This is a genomic window from Limnohabitans sp. JirII-29, from assembly GCF_003063395.1.
GTDB lineage: Bacteria > Pseudomonadota > Gammaproteobacteria > Burkholderiales > Burkholderiaceae_C > Limnohabitans.
In genome coordinates this window covers 253585-268435 of record NZ_NESB01000001.1, presented here as the reverse complement: position 1 = coordinate 268435, position 14851 = coordinate 253585, and the positions used below count along the sequence as shown (strand labels likewise).

The 14851-nt window shown below is 55.4% G+C and carries 14 protein-coding genes and 2 tRNA genes; 2 read left to right on the top strand and 14 right to left on the bottom strand.

The window, feature by feature from the left end; genetic code table 11:
• Positions 1–19: 19 nt before the first annotated feature.
• Together B9Z39_RS01325 and B9Z39_RS01320 are read right to left on the bottom strand one after the other, a co-directional pair.
• Complete coding sequence (locus B9Z39_RS01325; RefSeq protein WP_108300456.1) at positions 20–1234, bottom strand: methyltransferase; 1215 nt, start codon at positions 1232–1234, stop codon at positions 20–22.
• Positions 1235–1271: 37 nt separating this feature from the next.
• A complete protein-coding gene (locus B9Z39_RS01320; protein ID WP_108300455.1) occupies positions 1272–2186 on the bottom strand; it encodes a polyprenyl synthetase family protein in 915 nt (304 codons plus the stop codon).
• Between the two features lie 175 nt (positions 2187–2361).
• Here B9Z39_RS01320 and B9Z39_RS01315 point away from each other — a divergent pair, with 175 nt between their 5' ends.
• Complete coding sequence (locus B9Z39_RS01315) at positions 2362–2541, top strand: hypothetical protein (protein WP_108300454.1); 180 nt, start codon at positions 2362–2364, stop codon at positions 2539–2541.
• Between the two features lie 306 nt (positions 2542–2847).
• Here the strand turns inward: B9Z39_RS01315 and B9Z39_RS01310 are convergent.
• The 8 genes from B9Z39_RS01310 to dnaE form a co-directional block, all read right to left on the bottom strand.
• Positions 2848–2923 (bottom strand) — tRNA-His (locus B9Z39_RS01310).
• A 13-nt stretch (positions 2924–2936) separates the two neighbouring features.
• Positions 2937–4835: a SurA N-terminal domain-containing protein gene (locus tag B9Z39_RS01305; protein WP_108300453.1), complete on the bottom strand. Its 1899-nt coding sequence runs from the start codon at positions 4833–4835 to the stop codon at positions 2937–2939.
• Between the two features lie 68 nt (positions 4836–4903).
• A tRNA-Val gene (locus B9Z39_RS01300) sits at positions 4904–4979 on the bottom strand.
• A gap of 16 nt (positions 4980–4995) precedes the next feature.
• Entirely contained in the window at positions 4996–5268 is a 273-nt protein-coding gene (locus B9Z39_RS01295) for an HU family DNA-binding protein (RefSeq protein ID WP_100146174.1), read from the bottom strand.
• Positions 5269–5503: 235 nt separating this feature from the next.
• The gene (locus tag B9Z39_RS01290; RefSeq protein WP_108300452.1) at positions 5504–6589 is read right to left on the bottom strand and encodes a tartrate dehydrogenase; all 1086 of its coding nucleotides are present in this window, start codon (positions 6587–6589) and stop codon (positions 5504–5506) included.
• Between the two features lie 16 nt (positions 6590–6605).
• Entirely contained in the window at positions 6606–7493 is an 888-nt protein-coding gene (locus B9Z39_RS01285; protein WP_100146176.1) for a DMT family transporter, read from the bottom strand.
• 5 nt (positions 7494–7498) lie between these two features.
• Entirely contained in the window at positions 7499–8062 is a 564-nt protein-coding gene (gene pgsA, locus B9Z39_RS01280) for a CDP-diacylglycerol--glycerol-3-phosphate 3-phosphatidyltransferase (RefSeq protein ID WP_100146177.1), read from the bottom strand.
• A 5-nt stretch (positions 8063–8067) separates the two neighbouring features.
• Positions 8068–11529 (bottom strand): DNA polymerase III subunit alpha, encoded by a 3462-nt coding sequence (dnaE, locus tag B9Z39_RS01275; RefSeq protein ID WP_100146178.1) that lies wholly within the window; start codon positions 11527–11529, stop codon positions 8068–8070.
• Positions 11530–11581: 52 nt separating this feature from the next.
• Here dnaE and B9Z39_RS01270 point away from each other — a divergent pair, with 52 nt between their 5' ends.
• Positions 11582–12316, top strand: a complete 735-nt coding sequence (locus B9Z39_RS01270) for a sulfurtransferase (protein WP_100146179.1) — start codon at positions 11582–11584, stop codon at positions 12314–12316.
• Between the two features lie 12 nt (positions 12317–12328).
• Here the strand turns inward: B9Z39_RS01270 and B9Z39_RS01265 are convergent, their stop codons facing one another.
• Genes B9Z39_RS01265 through B9Z39_RS01250 form a run of 4 tightly spaced genes read right to left on the bottom strand, consistent with a single transcriptional unit; the run spans position 12329 to position 14787 of the window.
• A complete protein-coding gene (locus B9Z39_RS01265; RefSeq protein ID WP_108300451.1) occupies positions 12329–13024 on the bottom strand; it encodes a DUF599 domain-containing protein in 696 nt (231 codons plus the stop codon).
• A 38-nt stretch (positions 13025–13062) separates the two neighbouring features.
• On the bottom strand, positions 13063–13596 hold the full coding sequence (locus B9Z39_RS01260; RefSeq protein WP_100146181.1) for a flavodoxin family protein: 534 nt from the start codon (positions 13594–13596) through the stop codon (positions 13063–13065).
• A gap of 55 nt (positions 13597–13651) precedes the next feature.
• On the bottom strand, positions 13652–14053 hold the full coding sequence (locus tag B9Z39_RS01255; RefSeq protein WP_100146182.1) for a DoxX family protein: 402 nt from the start codon (positions 14051–14053) through the stop codon (positions 13652–13654).
• 38 nt (positions 14054–14091) lie between these two features.
• The gene (locus B9Z39_RS01250) at positions 14092–14787 is read right to left on the bottom strand and encodes a pirin family protein (RefSeq protein ID WP_100146183.1); all 696 of its coding nucleotides are present in this window, start codon (positions 14785–14787) and stop codon (positions 14092–14094) included.
• Between the last annotated feature and the right edge of the window lie 64 nt (positions 14788–14851).

The following is a 14851-nucleotide window of genomic DNA, read 5'->3' as shown; positions in this document are numbered from 1 at the left end:
ACATTGTCATATGTCAAAGTTAATTGACACTTTTTTCAATACCAACGGGTAAACACTTAGATTTACGCCCCAAAAGTATCTGGGCGTGTATGGGCATGGCGTTGGGCACCCGCTCGACATGGGTGAAGCCAGCCGCTTTGATCATGTCCATCAACTCTTGCGGGGTGCGCAGGCGTCCATCCCCCATGGCCAGCAGATAAAAATGGAAATAAGCATCGACCGAGGCGTCGTTTGAGCCCCCTCCAGGCTCGGACAGGGCCATCGGCTCGGCCACCAAAATAGTGCCCCCGACAGGCAAGGCGTCGTAGGCTTTTTGCAAAATCTGACGCACCACGGCATCGGGGTGGTCGTGGGCCACACGGACCAAGCTGATGAGGTCAGCCCCTTGAGGCAAAGGGTCATCCAGAAAACTTCCCGGGTGCAGGCTGACCCGATCACTCAAGCCCTTGGCTTGAAGGTTTTCGCGCGCCAACGACAGCACGGGGGGCAAGTCAAACATCATGAAGTTCAGGTGTGGCGCATGCACGGCCAACTCGCTCACAAACCGACCCCGGCCTGCCCCCACGTCGAGTACGCAGCGGTGTTCGCAAAAAAAATACGACGACAAAATCTCTTGCACCACAAAGCCTTGAGAGGCCGCCATCAGCTCGGAGTACCGGGTGAACTTGTCTACACCGTTCGCGTCAGGTGTGGGTGCGGATTTGACATGCGCATAGGGCCAGTAATCGGCCATGCCACCGCGCCAAGCGTCGCCCAAGAAGTGCAATGGGTCCTGCATGTCTTGGTAGAGCAAATGGTTGTGCTCAATCATTTGAGCAATGCCCTCATGTTGTGCGAGTGGCACGCCCAAGGGACCGAGGCCATAACGCCCATGACTGCGTTGCTCTAACAGGCCCAAGGCCACGGCAGACAGGAGCAAGCGCTGCAAAACACTGGGAGCGAGCTTTGTGCGACGCGCTAGCTCTGCCAGATCGGCGGGAGCATGGTGCAAGGCCCGAAACAAGTCCAGACGCACACACGCCAGCAGAACTTGGCTGTGCACAAAACCGGACATGAGGTCAAACAGCTTGTGTGTGCGCCGGCGCGTGAGCCAGCGGGTCAAAGGGTTGCTCAAAGACCACCGGTACAAGCCCGGATGCGCATACCAGCGCTCAAGCTGGGCTTGCCAGAGGTCTTTGAATGTGGTCCTCGCACGATGGCCGGCGACAGTGGTCAGATCGAGTGGCTGAGACATGTGGATTCTTTCGCGTGAGGAGGTATTCAGCCCGCGCTCAGTGCGGCGTGCTGACTCGGCCAGAGGCCAAGCTCGCATGAGCTTTGAAATAACCATCGCACAGCGCCTTGGGCACCAAGCGTTCAGCTTCGTGCTGCACCAACTGACACAACATGTCACGGTAAGAGCAAGGAGGGATAGATGAAGCCGCTTGGTCAATCAGGCGGTCAAAATGTGCGATGGCCCCTTCCAGGCCTAGCGCTTGTGCTGAGCTGGGCCGCGCATGCAACACGTCCTGACCAACTGGCTTGCCCAAGCTGGCAGCATCGGCGATCACGTCCCGGATATCGTCTGCCACTTGATACGCCTCACCCAAATACGCCCCCAGGGGTGTCCAAGGTTCGGGGGGATGGCCACTGCTGAGTGCGCCCGCGCGGGTCGCTGAAACGAACAACGCTCCGGTCTTGGCCCTTTGATATCGCCCCAGGTCGGCACTGGTTTCGCACTCCCAGGCCTGACCAGCCACGATGCCATGGGGCAAGCCCACGCCGTGCGTCAAGTTGTCCATCAAGGTCAAAAGTCGCTCGGTGTGCGGAGCTCCGGCTTGCAGCATGACCCGATAGGCCATGACGATCAGTCCGTCCCCAGCCAACAAAGCCAGTGGTTCGCTGAATGCTTTGTGCACAGAGGGGCGACCGCGCCGCGTATCGGCATTGTCAAAAGCAGGCATATCGTCGTGTACCAGCGAAGCGCAATGCATCAGCTCTAGGGCCACCGCAGCGGCATTGGTCAACTCGGGCGCATCGTCACCGCATGCTGCGGCGACCGCCATGCACAACTGGGGCCGAATGCGGGCTCCTCCCGAAAAAACCGCATGCCGCATCGCAGCGACCAAACGCGGCGGCGCCCCGTCCCCCACCGCTTGCTCGAAATGGATGCGCAAGGCTTGCTCGGTGCGTGTCAATAAACTCATGGAACCTCCGATACGGAAGACTTGTCAACTGAAACTGACAAATACAAGTGTCAATATAGTCTTAATATTTTTGCTGTCAATCCTAATTGACACTGACCCTCATGATGAACACAAAATTACAGAATCACCATGCGCGAGCAAGCCCAGCTACCATGCCCACCCAAGGGGGCGCACCATGGGCATTTGGTTGGAGTTAGGTATTTTTGGGTTGGTGTTTGTGTTTGCTTTTTGGCAAATGCACGATGTGCGCAAGGCACAAGAAAAAACCCGTCAGCAGCGGGCTTTGGAGCAAACTCGCAAGCAGGCGGCATCGACGCAAACGACAGACGCCAACACTCAAAACGAAACCACCTAAGCTTAGGGTGAGCAGCGAATTGCGGTCAACGCACTACGGGTTGAGGACAAACAACTTAGTTGAGCGACGATTGCATACCGCGCCCCCCCGATCAGAAATGGAAAGGCGGCTTCACATACATGTGGGGACAGCAAAGAACTGTTTGTATGTGCTGGTTGAGATGGACTTGTCCTCTCGACGTTTCATAGCTTGGCCGTTTTAATCACAGCCGAACCCATCTCTGAAATTCAGTGACATCCATCGTCACATGGAGAACGGCCAAAAGAAAAGCACTTAGGCGTTTCCGCTCTAAGTGCTTGCTTTATTTGGGGTGGCTGATGGGGCTCGAACCCACGACAACAGGAATCACAATCCTGGACTCTACCAACTGAGCTACAGCCACCGTAGAGGCAAGATTATAACCGAGGAGTTTTGATCTCGACCTTGAATTTTTCTTTCAATAAGCCGTAATAGGCCAAACCTTCTGCCGATGCCCACCACTGGGCGTATTGCGCACGTTCACGGTCACGGTTTTGAGCTGCGGCGCCCTCACGTGACATGATTTTTTCCACTTTAACCACGGCATAACCGCTGGTCCCAAGGTCCACACCCACCCACGCGGGCAGCTTTTGAGCGTCAGCACGCAAGGCGGCCTCCACCAAGGCACTGGGCTGTTGCTGAGTTTGCTCGCGCGAAATCACCACAGCTGACGACAGTTTGGCCGTGTCTGCATTGGCCTTCCATTCAGCCAACTTGGCAACGCCCTCTTGGCGCGCACGTGCGGCAGACTGCTCTGCCACCCACTGTTGACGCACACGGGCTTTGACCTCGTCAAACGGCAATGTGCGTGCCGGGCTGTACTGAATCACACGCGCAGCAGCCAACTGGTTGGAGCCCACTTCCACCGCTTCGGTGTTGCGCTTTTTCTCAATTGAATCAGCAGAAAAAACGGCCGCCAACAGTTTGGGATTATTCAAAGGCGCGGTAGCTGTTTCTGTAGGCTCACGGCTTAAGTTTTTCGCCGTCAACACGTCAAGTTTCAAGCGCTCAGCAACGGGCTTGAGACTGTCCGACTGCTCGTACACCATGTTGGTGAATTGCTCGGCCACCTCAGCAAATTTGCGTTGTGCCAACTGACGGCGCACCTCAGCTTCCAAGCTCGGGCGTTGCTCTTCAAAGCTCTTGACTTTAGGTTGCTTGATGTCTGTCAAACGGATGATATGAAAACCAAACTCTGTTTCCACCACCCCACTGGTCTCACCCTTTTTCAAAGAGAAAGCGACATCTTCAAAAGCCTTGACCATGGCACCACGGGCAAAGAAATCCAAGTCGCCCCCTTTGGCTGCAGAGCCAGGGTCTTGTGAGTTTTTACGAGCCAAGTCTGCAAACTTGTCAGGCGACTGTTGAACCAAGGCCAACAACTCTTGCGCTTTGGCGCGGGCTTTGTCGCGCTCAGCAGAAGGCATGGATTTGTCTGCACCAATCAAAATGTGGCTAACCCGACGCTCTTCGAGTGCGGCCAAACGCGACTGGTTTTGTTCGTAATAGGTTTTGAGCTCAGCTTCAGGCACTGCAATGCCTTTTTGCAAAGCAGCCAAGTCCAGCAACACATATTCCACATCGGCACGCTCCGTGGATTGAAAACGATCTGCGTGGGCTTTGTAATACGCCTGCAAGTCCTCATCGCTTGGGCTGACCTTGGTCACAAAATCAGCAGCAGCAAAGCGCACAATTTGCACTTGGCGTTGTTCATAAAAAGCATTCAGCGTCACATCGGCCAATGCAGCAGGCGCAAAACTCGTCACCCCTACACCTGCCATGACCTGGCGTGATGCCAAGTCAACCCGGACTTGGTTTTCAAAAGACTCTGGCGTCATACCCTGACTGCCCAATAGCTGGCGATAGCGCTCCATGTCTAACGTGCCATCGGCGCGACGCAATGCGGCAATGCTGGGGTTTTGTTGCAACTCAGTGGCCAAACGCTGGTCACTGGCGCCGAGTCGCAATTGACTGGCCGCAGCTTGCAACAAGCGATCTCGCACCAAGCGCTCCAGCGTGCTGTATTTGGCCTGGGGGCTGTCAAACACCTTCACGTCCACGTTGGGCATGCTCGCTCGCATGCGTTCGACCTGCGCACGATGCGCGTTGTCCCACTCGGACTGGGTGATCTCTTGTCCATTCACGGAAGCGACGGCCTCGCCTTTTTCACGAAAACGGTTGTAGCCATCGATGCCAAACAAAACAAACGATGGAAAGATCAGCAGGAACAGCAAAAACTGCATGATCCGGGTGTGGCGACGGACAAAATCAAACATGCTGTGAACTCGACATACTTTGGGTATCAATAAAAAAGGCGAACTGTGGTGTTCGCCTTATTCGAAAGTGGTGGGTGCTGACGGGGTCGAACCGCCGACCTACTGCGTGTAAGGCAGCCGCTCTGCCAACTGAGCTAAGCACCCATCCTTGATCCGAAGATCAGTTCAAAGCGTCTTTCAGACCTTTGCCTGGACGGAACTTTGGCACCTTGGCTGCTTTGATTTTGATCGCAGCGCCAGTACGGGGGTTACGACCCGTACGTGCAGCACGCTTGCCCACAGCAAAAGTACCAAAACCAACCAAAGAAACCGTGCCGCCTTTTTTCAAGGTGGTCTTCACAGCACCAATGGTGGACTCCAAAGCACGGGTAGCCGCAGCTTTGGAAATGTCAGCGTGCTTGGCAATGTGCTCAATCAGTTCAGTCTTATTCACAAAAATCCCCTCTCAATGAGATGTGATGTTGATCAAAATTTACAGCTGGTTTAACCCTAAGAAAAGATCACTGATCTTGTCTCAGAAACAGTCTGCGTTGGCAGTGACGCTGCTGTTGGCATTAGAGCCATGGCCCTTGTGGGTGTCAATCAGACAAACACCGGGCATCGCAGCGTGGCAGCGGATTCTAGTCGTTTTTTTAAGTGATTTGATGAAATTGCGAATGATAGAAATCTCACAAAACTTCAGCAATTGCTTTGCCCACATCGCTGGTGCGCGCGGTCCCACCAATGTCTGGCGTCTTAGGCGCACCACTCTTGGGCTCAAGCACTTTTTCAATCGCGGCAAGCACTGCATCGTGCGCATCTTTGTGGCCTAAGAATTCCAGCATCATGGCGCCGCACCAAATTTGGCCGATCGGATTGGCCAAACCTTTGCCTGCAATATCGGGGGCAGAGCCATGCACTGGTTCAAACAAGGACGGAAATTTGCCTTCTGGATTCAGGTTGGCACTGGGTGCGATGCCAATGGTGCCAGTGCAAGCCGGGCCCAAGTCACTCAAGATGTCGCCAAACAAGTTGCTGGCAACCACCACATCAAAGAAATCAGGACGTTGCACAAAGTGTGCGGTCAAGATGTCGATGTGAAATTTGTCGACATTGATGCCTGGATAGCCCTTGGCCATCTCTACCACACGCTCGTCCCAGTAAGGCATGGTGATCGCAATGCCGTTGGATTTGGTCGCACTGGTCAAATGCTTTTTGGGGCGGCTTTGCGCCAGTTCAAATGCGAACTTCAGCACACGGTCCACGCCAATGCGCGACATCACCGTCTCTTGCATCACGATTTCGCGCTCTGTCCCTGGGTACATGCGCCCACCAATGCTGGAATACTCACCCTCGGTGTTTTCACGCACGATGTACATGTCAATCTCACCCGGCTGACGTGGCGTGCCATCGCGACGTACCACGGGAGCAATGATGCCGGGCATCAAGCGCGCTGGGCGCAAGTTGATGTACTGGTCAAACTCACGACGAAACATCAGCAAAGAGCCCCACAGCGACACATGGTCTGCAATCTTTTCAGGCCAGCCCACGGCACCAAAGTAAATGGCATCGTGGCCACCGATTTGGTCTTTCCAGTTGTCAGGCAACATCTGGCCGTGCTTTTCGTAATAGTCCCAGCTCGAAAAATCGAAATGGTCAAACTTCAAATCAATGCCAAATTTGCGCGCAGCAGCATCCATCACACGGATACCCTCAGGCATCACCTCTTTGCCAATGCCGTCGCCAGCAATGACCGCAATTCGTTTTTGACTCATCTTCAACCTTTAAAAATCAAGCGTCAATTTTAGGTGGACGCACCACCAAGCTGACGCCCAAAGCCGTCAGCGCAATGCCAGCGATTGTCACGAAGGTGATCGCTTCACCAAACAAAAACCAAGCAATCACCGCCGTGGTGGGAGGCACCAGATACATCAGACTTGTCACAGAAGCCGCAGCGCCGCGTTGGATCAGCATGTACAGCAGTGAACTCCCGCCAAGAGTCAGCCCCACCACAGACCAAGCCATCGCGCCAACCATCTCGCCATTCCATTGCGCCTGCTCTGTTTCCATCAATGCAATCGGCAAAGTCACCAACAAAGCGGCCATCAGTTGCACTGTGTTGGCACTGCGCACATCACACGGCGTGACATAGCGTTTTTGGTACAACGTTCCGGTGGTGATGGACAGCAAAGCCATGGTGGCCATCGTCAAACTCCATGCACTCACCTCCACGCCACCTTCAAATTTGCGCGCCAAAACCAGTGCCAAACCTAAAAATCCGAGCAACAAACCTAACCACTGCCGACGTGACACATGACCACCGCGAGAGGACAACCACACCGCCGTCAGCACGGGTTGCAAGCCGACAATCAAGGCAGACAAGCCCGATCCCATCCCCACTTTGACGGCAGCCCACACGCCCCCCAAGTAGCCTGCGTGCATCAACACGCCCGTGACAGCCAAGTGCCCCCATTGCGCCCGCCCTTGAGGCCATTGAACACGAGCCACGCGGATCCACACCAAGAAACAGGCAATCGAGAAAAAGTAACGCCACGCCAAAAAGGTAAACGGCGGCGAATTGGGCATGCCATAGCGCGCCACGATAAAACCGGTGCTCCAGATGCCCACAAACACGACGGGCATGACACGCAACCAGGCCAGCTTGTGCTGATCTCCCATAAAGATTATTTGGCGTGGCGCAATATGTCTGGCCAGGCTTTTTGCAGGTAGTACACCATCGACCACACGGTCAAGACACCGGCAATCCAAATCAGCACCAAGCCCCACATCGCCGTGTCAATGACGCCAAACAACATGCCATCAAACAGCAAAAACGGAATCGCCACCATCTGTACCGTCGTCTTGAGCTTGCCCAGCACATGCACGGCCACGCTGCGCGAGGCGCCAATTTGTGCCATCCACTCACGCAAGGCCGAAATGGCAATCTCACGACCAATGATGATCAAAGCCACCAACACATCAGCACGCCCCAAATGAACCAACACCAGCAAACTGGCACACACCAAAAACTTGTCGGCCACCGGGTCTAAGAAGGCACCAAAAGCAGATGTTTGATTGAGCTTGCGCGCCAAGTAACCATCCAGCCAATCGGTCAAGGCGAACACCACGAACATCACCGTCGCCCAAAGGTTTTGATCTGCCTTGTCCATCGGCAAATAAAACAGCCCCACGATCAGCGGAATCGCCACGATTCGGGTCAAAGTCATCAAAGTGGGAATGGTCCACATAAGCGTCACTCGTAAACGATTTGGGCCTGACCCTGGTGGGCCTGAGCCATCCAGCTGGCCAGTGCCGCATCGCTGGGGAAAAATTTGGCGTTGTCGCCAAGTTGTATCTCGGCCTTGGCGCCCTCGCGCAACAGCCGCAAGCGTACACCCATGCCACGCACCAACTCGCCCTGCTCCGATTGCTCCACCTTGGCGGGGTGCTCACGCAGCAAACGGGCAATGTCGGGGGCCGTGCCGTTGACCAACACGCGCAGGTATTTGCCAAAGCGGCAACGGGCCTGCGCCAAATCCCACACCTGGGTGATCGAAAACCGCAAGCCGCCCGAGAAACGATCTGGCGTGGCCTTGCCCATGACAATCACCAACTCATCGTCTTTCAAGGTATTGCGGTAGGTGTTGATGGTGGCCTCGTCGGCCGTGGCTTCAATCACCGCCGACTTGTCGTCGAGCTTGAAGATGGCCAACTTGCCGCGCTGGCCATTGATCACCCGCATGTCACTCACAATGCCCGCCAACAACTGTGGCTCACGTGAATCCATCAGGTTTTCAATGCGCTGCTTGGCAAACTGGCGCACCTCACGCTCCACTTCGTCAAACAAGTGGCCTGAGATGTAAAAACCCAAAGCCACTTTCTCGTGTGTCAAACGCTCTTTGACGCCCCATGGCAAGGTCTCCACCAAATCGGGCTCTTGCGTGCTCGAACCGTGGGTGTCCTCACCCATCATGTCAAACAAGCCTCCCTGATTGGCATTGGCCTCGCTGGCACTGGCAAAGTCAAACGCGCGTTCCACGCTGGCCAGCAGGGCCGCACGGTTCAAATGCAAGTTATCAAACGCACCGGCTTTGATCAACGCCTCCACCGTGCGCTTGTTCAGGCGGCTGCGGTCCACACGGCGGCAAAAATCGAACAAGCTCGTGAAAGGCCCCTCGGCCTCGCGTGCGGCCACGATGGCCTCGATCGCTTGCTGGCCCGAACCCTTGATGGCTCCCAGGCCATAACGAATCACTTTGTCTGAAATCGGTTCAAACCGGTAGACACCGCGGTTGACGTCGGGCGACTCGAACGACAAACCCATCTTCTGCGCATCTTCAAACAAGACCTTGAGCTTGTCGGTGTCGTCCATCTCCACCGTCATGTTGGCGCAGAAAAACTCGGCCGTGTAATGCACCTTCAGCCAACCCGTGTGATAGGCCAGCAGCGAGTAAGCAGCAGCGTGCGACTTGTTGAAGCCGTAGCCCGCGAACTTCTCCATCAAGTCAAAAATCTCGTCGGCTTTTTCTTGGGGTATGTTGTTCTTGGCCGCACCGGCGCGGAAGATTTCGCGGTGCTCGGCCATCTCTTCGGCCTTCTTCTTACCCATCGCACGGCGCAACAAGTCGGCGCCGCCCAGTGAATAGCCGCCCAAAATCTGCGCCGTCTGCATCACCTGCTCTTGGTAGACCATGATGCCGTAGGTCTCCGACAACATCTCAGACACCAAGGGGTGCGGGTATTCAATCTCTTCGCGCCCGTGCTTGCGCGCCACAAAGCTGGGGATCAGGTCCATCGGGCCCGGTCGGTACAAGGCGTTGAGCGCGATCAGGTCTTCCAGGCGTGTCGGGCGCGCATCGCGCAACATGCCTTGCATGCCACGACTTTCAAACTGGAACACGGCTTCGGTTTTGCCGTCTTGGAACAAGCGGTACGTCGCCGCATCGTTGAGTGGAATGTTCTCAAACGCGAAGTTTTCTTGGCCTTTGTGGCGTTGGATGATGAAGTCGCGCGCAATCTCCAAGATGGTCAGCGTGGCCAAGCCCAAAAAGTCGAACTTCACCAAGCCAGCGGCTTCCACATCGTCTTTGTCGTACTGGCTCACCGCCGAGTCACTGCCAGGCTGCTGGTACAGCGGACAAAAATCTGTCAGCTTGCCCGGCGCAATCAATACACCCCCAGCATGCATGCCCACGTTGCGGGTCATCCCTTCAAGTTTTTGCGCCAACGCCAGCAAAGTTTTGACTTCGTCTTCTTTGTCCAGACGCTCGGCCAAGATGGGCTCGGCCTCAATGGCCCCTGCGATCGTGATGTGCTGACCCGGTTTGTTCGGAATGAGTTTGCTGATGCCGTCGCAAAAGGTGTAGCTCATATCCAGCACACGTCCCACGTCACGGATGGCCGCACGTGCGGCCATGGTGCCGAAAGTGGCAATCTGGCTCACCGCATCACGACCGTACTTGTCTTTCACATAGTCAATCACGCGGTCGCGGTTGGTCTGGCAAAAGTCAATGTCAAAGTCGGGCATTGACACCCGTTCAGGGTTCAAGAACCGCTCGAACAGCAAGTTGTATTGCAGCGGGTCCAAGTCGGTGATCTTGAGGGCATACGCCACCAACGACCCGGCACCCGAACCACGGCCCGGCCCTACGGGACAGCCGTTTTTCTTGGCCCAGTTGATGAAATCGCCCACGATCAAAAAGTAGCCCGGAAAGCCCATCTTCAAAATCGTGCCGATTTCGAACTCCAAGCGCTCCACATAACGTGGGCGCTCTTTGTCTCGCACACCCACATCAGGGTACAGATGGGCCAAGCGTTCTTCCAGCCCTTCGTGCGAGGCAAAACGGAAATACTCGTCAATCGGCATGCCGTTGGGCGTGGGGTAATTAGGCAACTGCGGCTTGCCCAGCGACAAGGTGAGGTTGCAGCGGCGCGCGATCTCCACCGTGTTGGCCAAGGCCGAGGGCACATCGGCAAACAAGGCCTGCATTTCAGCCGATGACTTGAAGTACTGATCGCGGGTGAAGCGTCGCACACGACGCTGGTTGCCCAAAATCTCGCCCTCAGAAATACACACCCGCGCCTCATGAGCCTCGTAGTCGTCAGGCAAGGTGAACTGCACCGGATGCGTGGCCACCACTGGCAAGCTCAAGCGCGCAGCCAACTGCACCGCGGCCAGCACATGGGCTTCGTCTTCGGGCCGCCCGGCGCGTTGCAACTCCACATAAAAGCGGTGCGGAAAAATACCCGCCAACTGCAAAGCCACTTCGCTGGCCCGCGTGGTGTCGCCTTGCACCAAGGCCTGGCCCAATGCACCCGCCTGGGCGCCTGACAAGGCAATCAAGCCTTGCGACAGCTCCTTGAGCCATTCCAGTTTGATGACACCCACCGCCTTGATGACGTTTTGCGTCCAGCCACGGCTGATCAATTCGCACAGATTCAAATAGCCTTGGTGGTTTTGCACCAACAAAATCATGCGCGAGGTCTGCGCTGCGTCTTGGGTCAGGCTTTCCAGAAAAATTTCTGCCCCCACCAAGGGCTTGACGCCTTTGCCACGCGTCTCTTTGTAGAACTTGATGGCACCGTACAGGTTGTTGAGATCGGTGATGGCCAAGGCTGGCTGCTCATCGGCCGCGGCAGCCTTCACGATCTCGTCAATGCGGTTGGTTCCATCGACGACAGAAAACTCGGTGTGAAGGCGCAGGTGAACAAACATGCCGCAGATTGTAGGGATTCAAACGACCGCACGACCTCTTTAAAATCGTTGGGTGAACACGATTTTGAATATTTCTTGCTACAAGTTTGTCGCCATGCCCGACGCGGCCGACTTGCACCAACCTTGTCTTGACCAAGCGCTCGCGCGTCAACTCAAAGGCACGATTTTGATTGCCGAAGAAGGCATCAACTTTTTTCTGGCGGGCTCTGCTGAAAGCGTGCGCGGTTTTTTGGACTGGCTGCGCCTAGACCCGCGCCTGGCAGATCTCAACCCCAAAGAGAGTTGGTCAGCCACACAGCCCTTTCGCAAAATGCTGGTTAAGGTCAAGCGCGAGATCATTCGCATGAACCACCCCAGCATCCGCCCCGAACAAAGCCGCGCTCCTGCGGTCACACCGGCCACGGCCAAACGCTGGCTCGACCAAGGCCATGACGACGAAGGCCGCGCAGTGGTGACACTGGACACACGCAACCAATTTGAAATTGACCACGGCACGTTTGACAACACCCTCAACTGGGGTTTGTCCAAATTCACCGAATTCCCAGATGCTGTGCAAGCGCACAAAGCGGCGCTGCAAGACAAAACCGTGATCAGCTTTTGCACCGGTGGAATTCGCTGCGAAAAGGCCGCCATCTACATGCGCAACGCCGGTCTGGAACACGTCTACCAGCTCGAAGGCGGCATTCTCAAATACTTTGAAGAAGTGGGCGACGCGCACTACAACGGAGGTTGCTTTGTGTTCGATGAGCGCGAAGCCCTGGCACCTGACTTGAGTGCCGTCAAATAAACACCTGGGCAGTCACACCTGCAACAAATGCAGCACGTCTGAGCGGAACTCGCGGGTGTACAAGATGGCCACCACCAGCATGGTGGTCAACACAAAAATCAACGGTGAAAAAAACCAGCCCATGGCGGCGAATGAAAAATAATAGGCTCGTAAGCCACCATTGAATGTTTCTGCGGCCAAGCCCGTCATGGCAGCAGCCCGGTTGGCAAACACCACCGGATCAGCCAGCCCTTGCTCAAAGTCTTTGGCAGGTGGCATTGAGCCGATCAACAACGAGACAAACGTGTATTGACGCATTGACCACGAAAAGCGGAAAAACGCGTACACAAAAATCACCACCAACACCAAGATCTTGAACTCAAACACCAAGGTGGGGGTTTGTTCGGCAAACGGTATCTCGCGCACCAGTTCTGCGGCTTTGTCGGTGGTGCCTAACAAAGCAAACAAACCACCCAAAATCAAAATGGTGGTGGAGCAAAAAAACGAAGGGGTGGCCGACAGGCTTTGCGTGATGATGCCGTCGAGCATGCGTGGATCACGCGCTGTGGCCTGGAGCATCCACAGATGACGGTAACGATTCGTCAGGGCGAGGATAGAAGTTTGATCATCTCTCCAGTGCTTGGCAAACAACGCGTAGCCCGCCCACAGCACCACAAAAAATCCGAGTGCAAACCAATCGGCCCAGGGGAGGAGTTGAATGATTTTCATGGAATCATGCTAACCCCAATCCTCCCCTCTTCAAACACTCAGCCGCGCAACTTGGCAGCCACTTGGGCCACACGTTCGCCATAGGCTTTGGCGGTGTCCAAGTCACCTTGGGGAATGTCGGCTGCGGGGCTGGTGGGGCCAACTTGCGCCATCAAACCCGAGTTAGAACCGATGCGGTTGATGTTGCCATCGTTCAGTGCGGGTTGACCCACCCAGATCATGCCGTTTTGCATGGCCAAGGTGATGAAGTACTGAATGGTCGACAACTTGTCGCCGCTTGGGCTGGCCGAGATGGTGAAGCCACCCGCCACTTTGTCTTTCCAAGCACTGGTGAACCAACGCTTAGACGTTGCGTCAGCAAACTTCTTGAACTGCCATGACGCCATACCCATGTAGGTGGGCGAGCCAAAGATGATGGCGTCAGCCGCATCCACCACCGCCCAGTCGGCATCGCTCAAATTGCCATCGGCGTCGATGGTGATCAGATCCGCTTTGGCACCTTCGGCCACAAATTGAGCCACGCGCTGGGTATGGCCGTAACCGGAATGGAAAACAACAACAGTTTTTGTCATGAGAGGGTCCTAAGTAAACGAAAGAAAAAGAGTGACTATGTTTTGTCGGTACGAATTATTCCGCGGCCTTTTTGGCGTCCAGGCTGAAAGCACCGGCACCCGCAGAAGCCAACACCAACAAGCCACCGACAACAGCCACGTTCTTGAAGAACAACAATTGCTGCACAAAAGCTTGGTCAGGCGCAGCCGCCCAGAAAGCGTGGAAGAAGAACGTCGCGACCAAAGTAAACAAGGCCAGCACTGCCGCTGCAATGCGGGTTTGGAAGCCCACGATCAGTGCCACAGAGCCCACAATTTCGACCGCCAGGGCCAAAGCCGCACCGACCTGAGGCAAGGGCAAACCGACCGAAGCGATGTAACCCACAGTGCCTTCGAAGCCCGTGAGTTTGGACAAACCTGCGGGCAAAAACAAAGCAACAAACAGCAAACGACCGACGAGATTGAGAACGTTGTTCATGAAAATTTCCTTTAAGAAGAGAAGTGAAAAATAAAAAATCAAGATGCCAGGTCAAAGACCAGCACCTCGGCTTCTGTTCCCTGATTCAGGGTGATGTTCGATTCGCCATCCAGCATGGCGGCGTCGCCAGCATTCAACGCCACGCCGTTGACGTGTACGCTGCCGCGCACCAGATGGACATAACCTTTGCGATGAGGGGCCAACACCAGCGTTGCGGTTTCGGCACCGTCAAACAAACCGGCGTACAAGGCGGCATCGGCGTGGATCTTGACCAAGGCACCCTCTGGCCCGGCAATGCGGCTCAAGGCACCGCGTTTGCTGGCGGGTGGCACTGTGTGCTGCTCGTAACTCGGTGCAATGCCGCGTACATTGGGTTCGATCCAAATTTGAAAGAAATGGGTGGTTTGCTCAGGCGCGTGATTGAACTCGCTGTGCATCACGCCACTGCCTGCGCTCATGCGCTGCACGTCGCCCGGTGGAATGCCTTTGACATTGCCCATGTTGTCCTTGTGCGCCAACTCGCCGCTGAGCACGTAGCTGATGATCTCCATGTCACGGTGGCCATGGGTGCCAAAACCTGTGCCGGGTGCAATGCGGTCTTCATTGATCACACGCAAATTGCCCCAGCCCATGAACTCGGGATCATGGTAATTGGCGAATGAAAAACTGTGGAACGAGCGCAACCAGCCGTGGTCGGCGTAGCCGCGATCTTGGGATTTGCGAAGGGTCAGCATGGTTTGATTTCTCCTGTGACCTGAACTGTAGGCCTGACCAACACCTGGCAAGTGCATCTCATTT